We start from the raw sequence: 16,582 nt of genomic DNA, 5'->3' as shown, positions 1-16,582 counted from the left end.
CGTACCCGCCGACTGCGCCGTGCTCGTGATGCGGATAGTTCGACGTGAAGCGGATTGTCAGGTTCGTTGAGTTTGGTCACAATCGCGGTGTCTGTGAATTGGCTTCAAGATGACGACGTGGAGTGCTGCATGACCATGACGACCGCGAATGCTCCTGGTGCCGTGCGGCGCCACCGAATGCTTGTCGGCGACGCCTGGGTCGACGCCGTCGGTGGTGAGACTATCGAGAGTCGTAATCCTTTTGACGGGAGTGTCTTCGCAGAAGTGCCGGCGGGCGGGCGGCCGGACGCGGCCGCTGCTATTGCTGCCGCGGCCGCGGCCCAGCCGGAGTGGGCGGCGACGGCGCCAGGGGTCAAGCAGCGGTTGTTTCTTCGTGCAGCTGACCTGCTGGAGGAGCGTGCCGATGACGTCGCCGAGGCGCTGGCTCTGGAAACCGGGGCGGGACGGGCATTCGCGCTGTATCAGATTGGCTGGTCGGTCTCGCAGCTGCGGCACGCTTCGGGTTGGGTGTACCGGCCTTCAGGCGAGATGTTGCGAACCGAACACCCCCACACCATGTCCACGGCCGAACGTCGACCGCTCGGAGTGGTCGCCAGCTTCACCCCCTGGAACGGCGCGCATGTGCTGGCCTGGCGCGCCGTCATCGCTCCACTGGCCGCCGGTAACACGGTGGTTCTCAAGCCGTCCGAAGAAGCGCCCGTTACAGCGGGACTGCTTGTCGCGGAGATCATGCGGGACGCTGGGTTCCCTGCGGGGACGGTCAACGTCGTAACTCACGCCGGACCGGCTGCGGCCGAGGTCGCCGAGGAATTTTACGTCAACCCGGCCGTGCGTTGCCTGTACTTCACCGGCTCTGCCGGCACCGCCCGTACCATCGGGAGCCGGGCCGGTGGAGCACTCAAACGAAGCGTGCTGGAACTCGGCGGATACAACAACATCGTGGTTCTCGACGACGCCGACCTGGACCGGGCCGCGCGTATCGTTGCCTTCAGCGCGTTCTTCCACCAGGGCCAGATCTGTATGAACGCCAGGCGGGTGCTCGTGCAGAGTTCCGTGCATGACGCGTTTGTGGCGCGACTCGCCGCGGTAGCCGAGTCGTTGGCTGTGGGGGATCCGAGTGATCCTGCCACGATCGTCGGCCCCTTGATCACCGAGCGGGCGCTGGACCAGGTGACCACTCGGGTGGCCTCGGTCGTGGCCGCCGGCGCGAATGTGGTCACCGGTGGGACGTCTGACGGTCGGTTGTACCGCCCGACCGTGCTGACGAACGTGCCAGACGATCATGACATCTCCTGCGAGGAGACCTTCGGACCGGTGGTAGTCGTCCGCCCGGTCCAAGACGAAGAAGAGGCCGTGGGATTGGTCAACGCCAGCCGCTACGGTCTGTCCTTCTCGGTGTTGACCGGCGACACTGGCCGTGGAATCGCTGTCGCGCAGCGCATCGACTGCGGCGCCGTTCACGTCAACACGCCGACGATCAACGATGAGGCCCACGCGCCCAATGGCGGGATGAAGGACAGTGGCTGGGGTAGGTCCGGCGTTGATGCGCTCGACGACTTCACCGAGATCCGTTGGGTCACTGTCGACATGGGTACGCGAGAGCTCCCACTCTGAGGTCTTGCGGGGGCATCGGGCCGACGTCGTCAACCGGCCGGGTGCCCCGCAAGGCCCTTTTACCGATACCGCCTCGGTGGCGGCAATTGCCTGTCCCGCCACGCAGAACGCAACGGCAGCCGCCGCGCCCGCCGTGTCGGCAAGTCTGGCGCACCGCGCGACGTGGTCACAGCTGTTCGCGGACCCCAATCAGCTCGGTGGCCTGGGCGGCGTCCACTCGATAACACCTCGCGCGCTCTGTACCCCGGTGGCGGTCCCGGATCCGCGGTGACTGCCGCCTACGCGAGCATCCGGAGATGAAACGCGCCACGGCAGGTTGACCGTCGCGAAGAGCGACGACCCGGTGGTTGCTGACGACGACGTTCGCCGCGAGCCGGCCACCCCGCTGGCAGGCGCGGCGGCGTATCCGTCGCGCCCGCCCGGCAGGCGGGGTCAGTGCGTGTGATCGCCGCCGGTGCTTTCGGAGATCTCGAAGATGTTGCCCCACGGATCGCGGAAGAACGCGAGCCGTGCGCTGATTTCGAGGATTTCGAAGGGCTCGTTGACGATCTCCACCCCGCGGCTGCGGAGCTCGGCGAGGACCGTGTCGACGCTGTCCACGGACAGGCACACGTGGTTGTAGCCGTTGACGGACATGCTGTCGTCGATGTTCGCGAATCGGGGCTGGGCCACGGCGCCCGGTCCTCCGAGGATCTCCAGGTGGAAGTCGTCCTGAGTGGGTGGCAGGAGGAAACCGAGAGTCAGGTCGCCATAGGGCCAGGTCTGCGCCAGGCGCCAGCCCAGGGTGTCGACCCAGAACGCGCGCGCCTCTTCGAAGTCCGGGTAGCGAATCGCGATGTGGTGTCCGCGCATCGACGCGAACGGCGACGCGGGATTCTGCGGCAGGGTGGCCGTCGGCGGCATGTAAGTACTCCTCGGGAATACGGGCCTCCACACCGGAGGCTCTGAGGTCCACAACTACGCCGAACGCGTGAAGCCACCCAGACCTTGCGTCGCCTACGTTTCCCGGGACTATGACTGCCAGGGACTGGCTGACCCGCCGCGAGGTGGGATATGCGGTGAGGCACCCGATTACGGTTGTCCCGACGAGAGGACCGGCCATGCCTGCGCTGCCGCCGTTGCACGCGTTGTCGGCGGCGTTCGTGGCGCGGTGGCCGCTCGGGGCGCGCGGGGCGGCGAGTGTCGGGGTGCCTTTGCTGGTCGGGGTGCTCGCCGGGCGGGCGGACCTGGGGGCAATCGCGTCTCTGGGCGGGCTGGCGGGTGTTTACGCGGGAGACGCGCCGCGGCGGCATCGGCTGCGAGTGGTCGCTGCGGTGGGGCTCGCGTTGACGGTGCTGGTGCCACTGAGCGGGCTCGCGGCGTGGGCGCCGTGGCTGTCGATCGTCTTCGTCGGCCTGGCCGCGGCGGGCACGAGTTTCGCGTGCCTCGCGACGCGGGTGCCGCCACCGAGGGAGTACTTGATCGTGCTGGCCGTGCTGGTCGCGTCCGGGGAGCCGGTGGGGCCGGCCGACGCGCTTGTGCACGGTGCCTTCGTCGCAGCCGGGGCGCTGACCGGGTTCGTGGTGTCCAGCGTGATCGGGCCGGGCGACGGATTGGACCGCGTGACAGGCCAGGTGTGGGACGCGGTCGGGGACGTGCTTCGGACAGCTGGGACCTCCGCCGCAGCCGACACGAGACGGAAAGCGGTCGGCGCGCTGAGCCGCGGGCTTGAAACATCAAGGCAGACCCGGGTCGGCCGGTCGGCCGCGGCACTGCGGTCGCTTGCGGTGGCTGACCTCGTGCTCGCTTCCGCGTTGTCAGTTTCGTTCGACGCCACCGAGCCGCTCGCCGCGGAGGCGTGGCAGCCGGAGCTCGACGACCTTCGCAGTGGGCACCCGGCAGCCCCGCCCGCCCACTGCGGCCTCAGGCGGGCGTTCCGCGACGCGAACCTGGTGCTCGCCGGCCACGGCGTCGGCGACACGGAGGCGACCGAACCGCGTGTCGGTGAGAAGCTTCGGCAAGCCCTGACCCCGCGCGCGGTCGTGCTGCCCGCGGCTGCGCGCATCGGTGTCGCGGTCGCTGCCGGGGTGCTCGTCGGCCGGCTGCTGGGCTTGGCTCACGCCTACTGGGTGGGGCTCACCGTTGCGGCAGTGCTACAAGCGTCGAACGTGACGCTGCTGCTGCGCCGATCCGCGCACCGCACCGTGGGCACCGCAGCCGGGGTCGCGCTCGCGGCCGCGGTGTTCGCGGGCGGACCGTCGTCGCTGGTGATCGCAGTGGTCGCGATGGTGGCGCAGTTCGTGGCCGAGGTGTTCCTGCCGGTGGTCTACGGCGTCGGAGTCGCGTTTGTGACCCTCGTCCCGCTGTTCCAGTACGCGCTCGCCGTGCCGGGCATCGAGTTCGGCAGCGCGCTCGGTGCCCGGTTGCTGGATACCGTGATCGGCGCCGTCCTCGCCGTGGTGCTGCGCGTCGTGTTGTGGCCGCGCGCCACCACCGCCCGGTTGCCGCAGGTGCAGGCCCGCTCCATCCGCGCGGCCGCTGACGTGTTCCGCCGACGCTGGCTCGACTTCGGCGACACCGAGGAGCCACGGCGGCGGCTGCGCGAAACAGTTCTGGACCTGCGCAGCGTCGCCGAAGACGCGCGTGCGGACCGCCTGCCGGACCGGCGGGCCGAACGCGCGGACCAGGTCACCTACGCCGTTGACGAGCTGGCGCTGCTCGCGTTCGCGATCCCGTACGACCGCCCCACCCCGCCTGCGGAGGCCGCGGAGGCGTTTCTCCGCGGGCTCGACAGGTTCGCCGACGCACTCGAACGGGGGACTCTCACGCATGACGCCGAACCCACCCCGATCCGCGGCTATCCGCGTATCAGTGCGGCAAACCACCTGCTCAGCAACATCCTCGGGGCAGCGCCGGGGGCTCAGGCGTCGGGTGATTCCCGGGGGGTCTGATCGGGCATTCGGCGCAATACTGAACGGCATGGCGACCGACCCCGGCATCCGCACCGGCACGACGACCGCAGCGAGCCCCGCCCCCGTGTGCCCGGAGCTGCACTTCGACCAGCGCACAGAACTCGGCGAATTCCTGCGCAGCCGGCGGGCCCGGCTCAAACCGGCCGACGTCGGGCTGCGGGAGTACAACCGCCGCCGACGCGTGCCCGGTCTGCGCCGCGAAGAGCTGGCCCAGGTCGCGGGAGTGTCGGCTGCGTACTACACGCGCCTCGAGCAGGGCAACGGCCAGAACGTCTCGAACGAGGTCCTCGACGCGATCTCCTCGGCGCTCGGCCTTTCCGAGGCCGAGCACGCGCACTTGGTGCACCTCGCCAGGCCGCCGCGGCGCAAGCAGGGTGTCGAGCTGCGGCGCCAGCAAGTACGGCCCGAGCTGCTCGAGATGCTGTCGGCGTTGGACAGCGTTCCCGCCTACGTGTGGGGACGCCGCAGCGACGTGCTTGCGTGGAACCGCCTGGCGTGCGTCCTCTTCGGCGACTGGAACGCGCGAGCCCCGCGCGACCGCAACTGGGGGCGGGTCGCCTTCCTCGAACCCCGGGCCCGGCAGCGTTTCGCTGACTGGGAGGCCAAGGCGGCCGACGTCGTCGGTCACCTGCGCTGGTACGCCGGCCGCCATCCGAACGACCCGCAGCTGGGAGAACTTCTCGCGGACCTGTCGGTCAGCGCGGACTTCCGGCGCATGTGGGACGCCCACCAGGTCAAGCGAAAGACGCACGGCCGCATGCGGATCAACCACCCAGCCGTCGGCGAACTGACCGTCTGCTACGAGACTTTCACGCTTCCCGGCGACGAGGACCAGTCGCTGGCGATCTACCACGCCGAGGCCGGGACGTCGTCGGAGGAAGCGTTGCGTTCGCTGACGCTGTCCCGCGAACTGACGGCTGGCGTGCGGGACTGAACCCGGAACTCAGCGACGCCCGCCAAGTCGTCGACGCCGGCCCGCCGCACCCGCGACGACTACGGACCAGGGATGTGGGCTGGCTCGCCGTCAGGCGGCCGGCCTGCCCTAGACTGTCGTGCGTGCCAGGACAACGCGCTGAAACCGGCTATCGCGGGCGTAACGCGACGTCGGATCGTGCTCTCGACATCTTGACGATGTTCGCGGATGACCAGGCGACGGTGACGGGTCCGATGGTCGCGGAACGGCTCGGTGCTTCCCGATCCACGGCTTACCGTTACGTGCAGTCCCTCGTGACGGCACGGTTTCTCGAAGAGGCGCCCAACGGTGGCTTCAGACTCGGGATGCGCGTGCTCGAGCTCGCCCAGCTCGCCCGGCGGACGGTCGGGCTGTCCGAAGTGGCGACACCCGTGATGGAGGAGCTGGCGGAGGAAGTGGGGGAGGTCGTCCTTCTCACCCGGCGGACAGGTGACCTCGTCGTCTGCCTGGATCGCGCAGAGTCCCGCGAGCGTCGAGTGCGGATTTCCTACGAGCGCGGGGCGGTGCTGCCGATCAACGCCGGGGCGTCCGCGACGGTCCTCCTCGCGTGGAGTGACCAGGAGGAGGTCCGGGAGCTTCTGAACCGCGCGACGCTGCAGCGGTTCACCGACGCGACGCTGACCGATGTGGACGCGCTCGTCGCCCGGCTGGACAACATCCGGTCCGACGGATACGCCATTGCCCGGTCCGAGCTGGACGTCGAGGTAATCGGGATCGCTGCGCCGATCTGGGGGCCACAGGAGGGCGAGGTGGTCGCTGCCGTGAGCGTCGCAGGTGTCGTGTCCCGCATTCCGCGGAAAGCAGAGCGGATGATCGTCGCGAAGGTGCGCTCGGCGGCCGCGCGGATCAGCGAGCAACTGGCCGTGGCCCGGGCCGGGCGGTAGGTCTCCCCCGGCCCGGCCGACGCGGGAAACCAGTCCGCGCTGGTCAGCCGGCCACAATCGTGAGCTGTCGGCTGATCGTTTCGGCCGCCTCTCGTACCTGTGTGAGGATCCGGCGTTCCAGGGCCTTGGGAACACGCGAGGCCAGAGCTGCCACCGTGACTGCCGCTGTGACTTTCTCGCCCGTGAAGATCGGTGCGGCGATGCCGACGACGTCGTCGTCGACCTCGGCGCGGGTGACGGCGTAGCCGTCGCGCTTGATCCGCTCCAGCCGGTCCATCAGCTGGTCCACGTCGATCAGTGTCGCCGGAGTGAACTGCTGCAGGTGGGATTGGGCGAAGGTCTGCCGGATCGAATCGGGTTCGTCCCACGCCAGCAGGACGAGGGCGGAGGCGCCGGCGTTGATCGGTAGCACCGCCCCCCGCTCGTAGGAGATCCGCAGCCGGTGGGTCTCTGACTCCGCGCGGTCGAGGCAGACGACAAGGTTGCCCGCTCGCCGGGTGATGAGGGCGGTCTCGCCCGCTCGTGCCGCCAGGTCGACGATGACAGGCGCAGCGATGTCCGAGAGGTCGTGCGCTCGCCTCGCCAGCCGGCCCAGTTCGACGAACCGCATGCCCAGCCGATACCCGCCCGTCGGTTCCTCTTCCAGGAAGCGCGCACTCACGAGGCTTTGCAAGTAGCGGTAAGCGGTCGAGCGCGCTACCTGCAACTGCTTGGCCACTTCGACCCCGCCGACGACCGGGTGGTCGTCGTTGAACAGCGACAGGACGTCGAGGGTTCGATCGGCCGTCGAGTTGCGCTCGCGATAGCTGCTGGATTCCTGTCCTGGCATGCAGGGCACCCTACCGGCGGTGATCACGAGCGAATCGAACCGGTCGCGGCACTCGGAGGCCGAGCTCGAGCAGCCGTGGACTGTCGGCCCACCGCTGCGGCCTGTCGATCCGCGCGGGGCGATCACCAATCGTGATTGTTGCCAACGAAACGCGGGCAAGCGGCGGACCCCGGGGTCTCGGGCCACGGTCTGTCGGAAATGTGTCCGGGCGGATCTTCGCTGTTCAGTGCGTAGATGGAGGTGCGGCGACTCCTTGCCGGGCTCGTGCGTGTGTTGACCGCGGCAGACCCGGGTAGGTAGTGTCCTGTATGACGGATGGAACGTCTCGTTTAATAGGACATGCTCCGGGTGGGCCCGTGATCGATGTGGTTGCGCTGGGAGTCTGCACGACAAGGGAGTCGCCGTGTTTCCTCTGAACGCTTGGTATGCCGCGGCCTGGGAGCAGGAGGTCGGGCGCACGCTGACCGCGAGGACGATCTGCGGCCGGCAGGTGGTGCTCTATCGCACGGAAGGCGGCGAGGTCGCCGCACTCGCGGATGCGTGCTGGCACCGCTTGGTTCCGCTTTCGATGGGCCGTCTCGACGGCGACAACGTGGTATGCGGCTACCACGGGATCGCTTACGACCCGCGAGGCCGGTGCGCGTTCATGCCGTCCCAAGAGACCATCAACCCGAGCGCCTCGGTGCAGTCGTTCCCGACGGTGAGCAGGTACCGGCTGGTGTGGGTCTGGCTCGGCGATCCGAACCTGGCGGATCCGGCCAAGCTGCCCGACCTCCATTGGGCGTCGGACCCGGCGTGGGCCGGAGGCGGTGAGACCCTCCACGTCGACTGCGACTACCGCCTCGTGCTCGACAACCTGATGGACCTGACCCACGAGACGTACCTCCATTCCAACAGCATCGGCAACGACGCCGTGGCGGAGACCCCGTTTTCGGTCAGCCACACCGACGACAAGGTGGTGCTGACCCGGTGGATGCTCGGCATCGAGCCGCCGCCCGCGTGGGACGCCGAGCTCAAGTGGCGTTTCCCGGATTACGACGGCCCGGTGGACCGCTGGCAGATCATCACCTGGCAGGCGCCGTCGACGATCACCATCGACGTGGGGGTCGCGAAGGCCGGAACCGGTGCGCCGCAAGGGGATCGAAGTCAAGGTGTCACGGGGCAGGTGCTCGACATGATCACACCCGAGACGGACCGGTCTTGTCACTACTTCTGGTTGCGCATGCGCGACTACAACCTCGACGACGAGGACTACACGGCCGCCATGGTCCGGGCGGTCCACGGGATCTTCAACGAGGACGCCGAAATGCTGAACGCGCAGCAGAAGGCCATCGAGGCCCACCCCGGCTACGACTTCTACAACCTGAACATCGATGCCGGCGGCATGTGGGTTCGGCGGCTCATCGACCGCCTGGTCGCCGCGGAGGCCGATCTCGTCGGCGAGCGCGCGCTCGCGGAGCGTGGCTGATGCCGCCACGTCAGACGGCCAGCTGGCATCGCGTCAAGGTGCGGGAAAGTTTCGCGGTCGCAGATCAGATCCGGCGGATCGTGCTGGACCCGCCCGCCGGGCCGGCGCCGCAACCGGGCAGCCACGTCGACGTGCTGGTGCCCGCCGCCGGCGGCGGGCATCTGGTCCGTTCGTACTCCGTCGTCGACGACGGACGGTTCGCGGCGCTGAGCCTCGGTGTCCGGCTCGACCCGCACAGCAGGGGCGGATCCGCCTTCATGCACCGGCTGTGCCCGGGTGACGAGGTCACGATCACCGCGCCCATCCAGACGTTCGGTCTCACCCCGCGGCAGTCGAGGTACGTGCTCCTCGCAGGCGGGATCGGGATCACTCCGATGATCGGCATGGCGCGGAAACTCAAGGCCGACAAGACGGACTACGAAATCTTCTACGCCGGACGCAATCGCGTGGACATGGCGTTCGTCGAGGAGCTTCGCGAAGACCACGGGGAGCGGGTGAGGGTCCGCTACGAGGACGAGGACGGCCGATTCGATCTCTTGGAAGTCTTCGGCGGGTTGACGCCGGAGACCGAACTCTACGTGTGCGGTCCGGTCGGCATGCTCGAAGCCGCCCAGAAGGCATGGGAGGCCACGGGACACCCGTCCCACCTGCTCCGGTTCGAGACGTTCGGGAGCAGCGGGCGCCTGCCCAACGAAACCTTCGAGGTCGTCGTCCCCAAGCTCGGCCTCACGGTCACTGTGCCTCCGGACAAGTCCGCGCTGGATGCTCTGGGTGAGGCCGGCTGCGAGGTCATGAGTGACTGCCTGCGCGGGGAGTGCGGGCTCTGCGTCCTGCCGGTCCGCGTCGCGGACGGGGTGCTTGACCACCGCGACGTGTTTCTCAGCGGACGCCAGAAGGCACAGGGGGACCAGATGTGCCTGTGCGTGTCCCGGCTGAGCGGCGGCTCGCTTGTCCTCGATCTCCCGTGACCGGTCGTTACGGGGAAAGGAATCGCATGGATCGGACTGAGAGCCAGGTCGTCGTGGTGGGGGCCGGGCCGGTCGGGATGACGGCCGCGGCGCTGCTGGCCGCACGCGGCGTGCCGGTGACGGTGTTCGAGCGCAACACCACCACCAGCGATGAACCGAAAGCCATCTCGCTCGACGACGAGTCGCTGAGGGTGTACCAGTCCGCGGGCCTCGCGGATCGGATCCTGCGAGTGATCGTGCCGGGCACGGGGACGCGGTACTACGACGCGTCCGGTGCTCCGGTTTTCCAGGCAAGATCCCCACGCCCTTTTCGGCTCGGGTATCCCTTCAAGAACCCGTTCGCGCAACAGGACCTGGAGCGCGAACTCTTCGCCCACCTGGCGGCGCACCCCCTGGTGACCATGCGCATGGCGACCGAAGTGCGTGATATCGGCCTGGTGCCGGACGGCGTGGTGGTGAGCTACGCGTCCGCCGCTGAGCCCGACGACGGCGTGCGGGCGGTTCATACGCCGTACGTCCTGGGATGCGACGGCGGTAAGTCTATCGTGCGCCGCACGCTGGGAGTCGGCATGACGGGACGGAGCCACCCGGAGCCGTGGTTGGTGGTCGACGTCCTCGACGACCACCACAACGAGCGATACGGCATGCACCACGCGGACCCGGCGCGTCCGCATGTGATCATCCCCGGTCGCGGTGGCCGGTGCCGGTACGAGTTCCTGTTGCACCCGGGGGAGGGCACGCCCGAGTCTGGACCCGACTTCGAGCTCGTGCGCCGACTCCTGGAGCCGTTCCGCACCATCACTCCGGAGCAGATCGAGCGGGCGATCATCTACCGTTTCAACGCGCTCGTCGCCGACCAGTGGCACCAGGACAGGGCGTTTCTGTTGGGCGACGCGGCGCACATGATGCCGCCCTTCGCCGGGCAGGGTCTCAACTCGGGCATCAGGGATGCCGCGAACCTCTGCTGGAAGCTGGCGGACGTCCTGGGCGGCCGGCTCGATCCCGTCGCGCTCGACACGTACGAGAGGGAAAGGCGCGGTCACGCTGAGGCGACTGTACGGCTCTCGGAGCGGCTCGGCCGGGTGGTGATGTCGACCAACAGGCGGTTCGCGCTGCGCCGCGACGCGTACCTGGCCGCTGCTCTACGCGACGCCGATGCGCGCTCGTTTTACGAGGAGATGCGTTACCGGCCGCCGCACGTCTACGAGTCCGGCCTCATCGCACCCCGGTGCGACGACACCGTAGGGCCAACTGGCGTGATGCTCGGGCAACCGAGGACGTTCGACACCTCGCGCGGACGGACGATGCTCCTCGACGAGGTCGTGGGGACCGGCTGGGCGCTTCTGGGTATCGGTGTCAGCCCGGAGGACCTCGCCGAGGCCGCTCACCTTGTCGATGCGGTGGAGCCGACCGCCGTCCTCGTCTCCATCGACGACCGGCTGCCCTCCGGTGGCACCGAGTGCCTCGTCGACGTGGACGGGGGGCTCGACGCCGAGTTCGCGCCGTACCGAGGACAGTTCGTCCTCGTCCGCCCGGACCACTTCGTCGCTGCGGTGTGGACACGACGGCAGCCTCCCGCTCTCGACGCCCTCCACGTCACCGCGTTCGACGATCGGCGCCCCGCGCTCGTCGCCGGGTGACCTAGCGACCACACCGTGCTGCCGGCGCTCAACCGCCGGCTTTGAAAGGAGAACCAGCAGATGCCACCTCGCCATCGCGTCACCTTGCCTGAACCCGGCGCCGCCGGGGCGTTGCGCCGGACCGCGACCTCCCACATCGGTCTCCGGGTACCGGACGTGGCCGCCGCCGTCGAGTTCTACGGCAAGATCCTTGGTCTGAGAGTCCACTCCGGACTGGACGGTGGTGGGCAACGGCTCGGCTGGGGCTCGGGTCACCACGTCCTCGACCTCGTGCCGGGCGAGGAAGGTCTGGACCACATCGGGTTCGAGATCCGGGACGAGGGCGGTGTAGCGGACCTGGAAAAGCGGCTTCGCGGTGGCGGTCACGCCGTTGCCGAGCTTGACCGGTCGTACCTCGACGGCGCCGGACCCGAGGTCAACGGCCTCGTGGCGACGGATCCGGACGGCAATACCGTGCATTTCCACGGCCCCGTGCGCCGCGATGGCGAGCATGGCGCGGACACCGGACGACGCCCGGTCAAATACCAGCACGTCACGCTGTCCACGAAAGACGTGCCGGCGATGGTCGCGTTCTACACCGGGGTGGCCGGGTTCCGGCTCTCGGACCAGTTGGCCGACGGCAGTTTCGCGTGGCTGCGCAGCGACCGCGACCATCACACCCTGGCTGTGGTCGCCACCGGCCGCGCAGGCGGGATCGACCACTACTCTTTCGACCTGGCCGAGTGGGAGGACTTCAAGTCCTGGTGCGATCGGTTGACCGAGGAGGACGTGGCCGTCACCTGGGGGCCAGGTCGCCACGGACCGGGCAACAACCTCTTCATCTTCTTCGACGACCCGGCCGGCAACCACGTGGAGCTCTCCGCCGAGATGGAGAAGTTCCACGACGACCGTGTCGAGTATGTCCCGCGCCGCTGGGAGCCGATCCCGGTGAGCGTGAACCTGTGGGGCGGGCAGCTCGCCACCTGGCGGAAGACCACGGAAGGAGGTCGCTGAGCGATGGCATACGCCACCTACGAACACAACCGGCAACGTCGCGTCGGCCGCGTCGACGGAGACCGCCTGATCCCCCTGGCGGGGATCGAGGCGCTCGGGCTGCACACCGACGTCGACACGTTGGCGAATGCGGTGGAGCTGCCTGCCGAGGCTGTCGCGATCGACGACGTGTACCTGTGCCCGGTGGTCCCCGCCCCGGACAAGATTATCTGCGTCGGACTCAACTATCTGACGCACGTCGGCGAGACCGGCCGGGATCTGCCGACGTATCCGGTGCTGTTCACGAAGTTCGCTTCCAGCCTGATCGGGCCGCGGGACGACATCGTGCTCCCGGCAGAGTCCGCGCAAGTCGACTACGAAGCCGAGCTGGCCGTCGTCATCGGGCGGCCAGGGCGACGGATCCCGAGGGAACATGCGCTTCACCACGTGCTCGGGTACACCGTGGCGAACGACGTGACCATGCGCGACTACCAGTACAAGACGCACCAGTGGCTGCAGGGAAAGGCCTGGGAGCGTTCGACGCCGCTCGGCCCCTATCTGGTGACGCCCGGAGAGACGGACGTATCGGCGGCCGGGATCCGCACCGTGCTCGGCGGCGAAAAGCTCCAGGAGTCCGATACCGCGAAGCTGATCTTCGACATTCCGACTTTGATCTCGGTGGTCTCCGAGTTCTCCACCGTTCTGCCCGGCGACGTCATCTTGACCGGGACTCCCGGCGGGGTCGGCTACCGCCGCGAACCCCAGCGCTTTCTCACCCACGGCGACGTGATCACCGTCGAAGTGGATGGCGTCGGAGCGCTGACGAACCGAGTGCGCCGGGAGGACTGACCACCCGCGCACCCACTTCACCACTTCCTGAACACCGAGAGGGTTCCTTCAATGCCGAACGAGAGTCTCGAGGAAAAACTGCGTCGGATCGGCAATCCGGTCGAGATGCTGCGCAACGCCCCGTCGAAGCGGTTCAAGTTCGACTACCCGGACCAATACACGACCTGGCAGGACGAGCAGCGGGCTTGGACGAGCACCGCGGTGTTCTTCGACCAGTCGCACCACATGACCGACGTCTACTTCCGTGGTCCCGACGTCAAACGGCTCTTCGCGGACACCGGAACGAACAGTTTCGCTACCTTCGGGCGGGACAAGGCGAAGCATTTCGTGGCGTGCAACGAGGAGGGCCGCCTCATCGGCACGGCGGTGCTGTTCGGTCTGGAGGAGGACGAGGTCAACCTCGTCGGACCGACCGCCGCCGCGAACTGGGTGCAGTACCAAGCCGAGACGGGCGGTTACGACGTCGAGGTGACTCGTGACGAGCGGACAGCCGAGAACCCGGGCAAGCGGTTGACGTTCCGGTACGAGATCGAAGGACCGCGCGCCTGGGACATCCTCGAGAAGGCCCAGGGCGGCCCGATCGACCGCATCAAGTTCTTCACGATGACGGATCTGAAGCTCGGTGGCGTCCGGGCGCGAGCCTTGTCGCACACGATGGCGGGCGTGCCGGGCGCCGAGTCGATCGGATTGGAAATCTTCGGTCCCGTCGCCGACGGGCCGGCGGTCCGGGACGCGATCCTCGCCGCCGGCGAGGAGTTCGGCCTGGTCCAGGGCGGCGCTCTCGCGTATTACACCGGGGGAACCGAATCCGGGTACCCGGCGCAGCCCACCGCCGCCGTCTATACCGGCGAGCGGATGAAGCCGTACCGAGAATGGCTCTCCGGTGACGGCTACGAGGGCCGGCTTTCGATCGGAGGCAGCTTCCGCTCGGACCGCATCGAGGATTACTACGTCACGCCGTGGCAGTTCGGCTACGGCCACCTGGTCAAGTTCGACCACGACTTCATCGGGCGCACTGCGCTCGAAGAGCTCGCGAACCAGCCGCGCCGCACCAAGGTGTGGCTGAAGTGGAACGAGGAGGACGTCAGCCGCGTCTATGCGAGCAGTCTCTTCGACGGCGAGCAGCGAGCGAAATACCTCGAGACGCCGCTTGCCCGATATTCGCGGGTACACGTCGACTCTGTGCTCGTCGGCGACGAGCTCGTCGGACGGTCCACTTTGTCCGCGTACACCGTGAACGTCGGGTCGTGGATGTCGGTCGGATTCATCGACGAAGGCCACGTGCACGACGGTGCCGAAGTGCTCATCGTCTGGGGCGAGGAAGGCGGCGGCACAGCCAAGAAGTCGGTGGAACGCCATGTCCAGACGACGATCCGCGCCACGATGAGCACGCGCCCGCTGGCCGGCTGACACCGGCGGTTTCACGCCGAGCGGGCTGCTTCGTCCAGAGGCAGGCCGGTGCACATTCACCGCTTCACCGCCCGGCCACCCATTGCCCGCCGGGACCGGAACGAGCCTTTGGGCCGTCGGTCTTCGGCGGGTCCCCGGCTTGCCGTCGACGCCTGCCGGCCGCGGAGTCGTCTCGCGAGCACGCGAGCACGCGGTCCGTGTCGCCGGACGTCGGCCACAACCAGGAAGCAGCCCTCTAGGCGGCGCGGCCGCGAGGGTCCGGAACGTAGGAGATCACATGCCGTCCGATGCCGTCCTCACCTTGTCCTGCCCGGACCGCCCGGGGATCATCAACGCCGTCACTGGATTCCTCCTCGATCGTGACGCCAACATCGTCGAGTCAAGCCAATTCGGAGACCGCACCACGGGCCGCTTTTTCATGCGGGCCCAGTTCGCCCTGCCCGACGAACTCACCCGCCTCGACCTCTCGGCGCTTGACGCGGAGTTCGCAGCCGTCGGGGCCGAGTTCGGCATGTCGTGGCGGTTCTCCTCTGCCGCGGACCGCCAGCGGGTGCTCATCATGGTCAGCAAGTACGGTCACTGCCTGAACGACCTGCTCTTTCGGGCCCACACCGGCGCGCTTGACGTCGATGTTGTCGGCGTGGTGTCCAACCACCCCGACCTCGGCCCGCTCGCCCGGAACCACGGGGTGCCGTTCACCCACATCCCGATCACCTCCGACACCCGGCAGGACGCGGAGGAGCAACTGCTCGACCTTGTCGATGCACTCCGGGTCGACCTGGTGGTGCTCGCGCGGTACATGCAGATCCTCTCCGAGGACCTGTGCAAGAGGCTTGAGGGCCGCGCGATCAACATCCACCACTCGATGCTGCCCAGCTTCAAGGGCGCCCGGCCGTACCACCAGGCCTTCGACCGAGGCGTGAAGTTCGTCGGCGCTACCGCTCACTACGTCACGTCCGATCTCGACGAAGGGCCGATCATCGAGCAGGAGGTCGCCCGGGTGGACCATGCGATGTCGGCTGAACAGGTCACTGCCCTGGGCCGGGACACCGAATGCCTCGCGCTGGCCCGCGCGGTCCATTGGCACACATCGAACCGGGTGCTGCTCAACGGTCAGCGCACGGTCGTCTTCCGCTGATCCGCGCCGGAAAGCCCACTACCGCTGGAGTCCACAATGCACCTTTCCCTCGCCGTCGACAGGCTCGTCAGATCCGCGCACATCGAGGCGATCCCGCTTCGCGGAGTGCAGGACGAACTCCTCGCCGCGCCGGCCGGAACGACCTTCACCGTCACCTGCTCCTCGAAGCTCGGGCTCGAGCGGACGGTGGAGTTCGCCGAACTCCTCGCGAAAAACGACTACTCGGTGATCCCGCACCTTGCGGCACGGCAGGTGACCGGGCGCGGCGAGCTGGCCGAGTTCCTCGAGCGGCTCGGCAACGCCGGGATCACCGACCTGTTCGTCGTCGGCGGAGATGCTGTGGAACCCGCCGGCCCGTACTCCGGGGCGGCCGACCTTCTCGAGGCGCTGCCGGAGCTGGACCACGGGATCACGAGTGTCGGTGTCGGCTGCTATCCCGAGGGACACCCCCAGATCCCGGAGGAAGAGCTGCTGACCGACCTGCTGCGAAAGCAGGACAACGCCGATTACATGGTCAGCCAGCTCTGCTTCGACGTCGGGGTTCTCCTCGCCTGGTTGCGGTCGGCGCGGTCGGCGGGCGTCATCCTCCCACTGTGGATCGGTCTCGCCGGACCCGTACAGATCCGTAAGCTCGTCGACGTTTCGCTGCGGATCGGCGTCGGGTCGTCACTGCGCTACCTGCGCAAGCAGCACGGGATGATCAGGAACCTGGTGAGGGGAAGCGCTTACCGGCCCGAGGAGCTGCTGTCGGCGGCCGTCGACGAACTCGGTCCGGACAACCTCGGAATCGAGGGCATCCATCTGTTCTCGTTCAACCAGATCGAGTCGGCGACCTCGTGGCAAGGGCGTTTCGCGAAGTGATCACGGCGCGAGGTGGCGATCCACC

Annotated in this window: 14 protein-coding genes; 12 read left to right on the top strand and 2 right to left on the bottom strand. The window is 68.2% G+C overall.

Going from position 1 to position 16,582, the window contains the following annotated elements; translation table 11 throughout:
• Positions 1-129: 129 nt before the first annotated feature.
• On the top strand, positions 130-1,614 hold the full coding sequence (locus AB0H62_RS47675) for an aldehyde dehydrogenase family protein (protein ID WP_220241460.1): 1,485 nt from the start codon (positions 130-132) through the stop codon (positions 1,612-1,614).
• Positions 1,615-2,046: 432 nt separating this feature from the next.
• On the opposite strand, the gene AB0H62_RS47670 is transcribed toward AB0H62_RS47675, so the two are convergent.
• Positions 2,047-2,517, bottom strand: a complete 471-nt coding sequence (locus tag AB0H62_RS47670) for a VOC family protein (protein WP_220241459.1) — start codon at positions 2,515-2,517, stop codon at positions 2,047-2,049.
• 197 nt (positions 2,518-2,714) lie between these two features.
• Here AB0H62_RS47670 and AB0H62_RS47665 point away from each other — a divergent pair, with 197 nt between their 5' ends.
• From AB0H62_RS47665 to AB0H62_RS47655, 3 genes are all read left to right on the top strand, one after another.
• On the top strand, positions 2,715-4,544 hold the full coding sequence (locus AB0H62_RS47665) for an FUSC family protein (protein WP_220241458.1): 1,830 nt from the start codon (positions 2,715-2,717) through the stop codon (positions 4,542-4,544).
• A 28-nt stretch (positions 4,545-4,572) separates the two neighbouring features.
• Positions 4,573-5,499 (top strand): helix-turn-helix transcriptional regulator, encoded by a 927-nt coding sequence (locus AB0H62_RS47660; protein ID WP_220241457.1) that lies wholly within the window; start codon positions 4,573-4,575, stop codon positions 5,497-5,499.
• 74 nt (positions 5,500-5,573) lie between these two features.
• Positions 5,574-6,422 (top strand): IclR family transcriptional regulator, encoded by an 849-nt coding sequence (locus AB0H62_RS47655; protein ID WP_255638094.1) that lies wholly within the window; start codon positions 5,574-5,576, stop codon positions 6,420-6,422.
• Positions 6,423-6,465: 43 nt separating this feature from the next.
• Here the strand turns inward: AB0H62_RS47655 and AB0H62_RS47650 are convergent, their stop codons facing one another.
• Positions 6,466-7,377: an IclR family transcriptional regulator gene (locus tag AB0H62_RS47650; RefSeq protein ID WP_255638093.1), complete on the bottom strand. Its 912-nt coding sequence runs from the start codon at positions 7,375-7,377 to the stop codon at positions 6,466-6,468.
• A 277-nt stretch (positions 7,378-7,654) separates the two neighbouring features.
• Between AB0H62_RS47650 and AB0H62_RS47645 the strand changes: the two genes are divergently transcribed.
• The 8 genes from AB0H62_RS47645 (at position 7,655) to AB0H62_RS47610 (ending at position 16,557) form a co-directional block, all read left to right on the top strand.
• Positions 7,655-8,719: an aromatic ring-hydroxylating dioxygenase subunit alpha gene (locus AB0H62_RS47645; RefSeq protein WP_220241456.1), complete on the top strand. Its 1,065-nt coding sequence runs from the start codon at positions 7,655-7,657 to the stop codon at positions 8,717-8,719.
• Positions 8,719-9,687, top strand: a complete 969-nt coding sequence (locus tag AB0H62_RS47640; RefSeq protein ID WP_220241455.1) for a PDR/VanB family oxidoreductase — start codon at positions 8,719-8,721, stop codon at positions 9,685-9,687. Before AB0H62_RS47645 ends, AB0H62_RS47640 begins: the two co-directional genes overlap by 1 nt.
• The gene (locus tag AB0H62_RS47635) at positions 9,684-11,327 is read left to right on the top strand and encodes an FAD-dependent monooxygenase (RefSeq protein WP_360592647.1); all 1,644 of its coding nucleotides are present in this window, start codon (positions 9,684-9,686) and stop codon (positions 11,325-11,327) included. The genes AB0H62_RS47640 and AB0H62_RS47635 overlap by 4 nt, the downstream gene beginning before the upstream one ends.
• 60 nt (positions 11,328-11,387) lie before the next feature.
• Positions 11,388-12,320, top strand: coding sequence for a VOC family protein (locus AB0H62_RS47630; RefSeq protein ID WP_220241453.1), 933 nt, complete (start codon positions 11,388-11,390; stop codon positions 12,318-12,320).
• 3 nt (positions 12,321-12,323) lie between these two features.
• Complete coding sequence (locus AB0H62_RS47625; protein WP_220241452.1) at positions 12,324-13,148, top strand: fumarylacetoacetate hydrolase family protein; 825 nt, start codon at positions 12,324-12,326, stop codon at positions 13,146-13,148.
• A 51-nt stretch (positions 13,149-13,199) separates the two neighbouring features.
• Positions 13,200-14,558, top strand: coding sequence for an aminomethyl transferase family protein (locus AB0H62_RS47620; RefSeq protein WP_220241451.1), 1,359 nt, complete (start codon positions 13,200-13,202; stop codon positions 14,556-14,558).
• Between the two features lie 277 nt (positions 14,559-14,835).
• Positions 14,836-15,696 (top strand): formyltetrahydrofolate deformylase, encoded by an 861-nt coding sequence (purU, locus tag AB0H62_RS47615; RefSeq protein WP_220247795.1) that lies wholly within the window; start codon positions 14,836-14,838, stop codon positions 15,694-15,696.
• A gap of 36 nt (positions 15,697-15,732) precedes the next feature.
• A complete protein-coding gene (locus AB0H62_RS47610) occupies positions 15,733-16,557 on the top strand; it encodes a methylenetetrahydrofolate reductase (RefSeq protein ID WP_220241450.1) in 825 nt (274 codons plus the stop codon).
• The last annotated feature ends 25 nt before the right edge of the window (positions 16,558-16,582 follow it).

The organism is Amycolatopsis sp. NPDC050768 (assembly GCF_040654155.1).
Taxonomy (GTDB): domain Bacteria; phylum Actinomycetota; class Actinomycetes; order Mycobacteriales; family Pseudonocardiaceae; genus Amycolatopsis.
The sequence above is the reverse complement of the archived record's forward strand: the minus strand, read 5'-3'. Positions and strand labels throughout refer to the sequence as shown.

Bases quoted from the DNA above. Each gene is read 5' to 3' on its own strand.
- AB0H62_RS47675 (WP_220241460.1), top strand. From the start codon at position 130: ATGACCATGACGACCGCGAATGCTCCTGGTGCCGTGCGGCGCCACCGA.
- AB0H62_RS47620 (WP_220241451.1), top strand. From the start codon at position 13,200: ATGCCGAACGAGAGTCTCGAGGAAAAACTGCGTCGGATCGGCAATCCG.
- AB0H62_RS47630 (WP_220241453.1), top strand. From the start codon at position 11,388: ATGCCACCTCGCCATCGCGTCACCTTGCCTGAACCCGGCGCCGCCGGG.
- AB0H62_RS47665 (WP_220241458.1), top strand. From the start codon at position 2,715: ATGCCTGCGCTGCCGCCGTTGCACGCGTTGTCGGCGGCGTTCGTGGCG.
- AB0H62_RS47610 (WP_220241450.1), top strand. From the start codon at position 15,733: ATGCACCTTTCCCTCGCCGTCGACAGGCTCGTCAGATCCGCGCACATC.
- AB0H62_RS47670 (WP_220241459.1), bottom strand. From the start codon at position 2,517: ATGCCGCCGACGGCCACCCTGCCGCAGAATCCCGCGTCGCCGTTCGCG.
- AB0H62_RS47640 (WP_220241455.1), top strand. From the start codon at position 8,719: ATGCCGCCACGTCAGACGGCCAGCTGGCATCGCGTCAAGGTGCGGGAA.
- AB0H62_RS47625 (WP_220241452.1), top strand. From the start codon at position 12,324: ATGGCATACGCCACCTACGAACACAACCGGCAACGTCGCGTCGGCCGC.
- AB0H62_RS47660 (WP_220241457.1), top strand. From the start codon at position 4,573: ATGGCGACCGACCCCGGCATCCGCACCGGCACGACGACCGCAGCGAGC.
- purU (WP_220247795.1), top strand. From the start codon at position 14,836: ATGCCGTCCGATGCCGTCCTCACCTTGTCCTGCCCGGACCGCCCGGGG.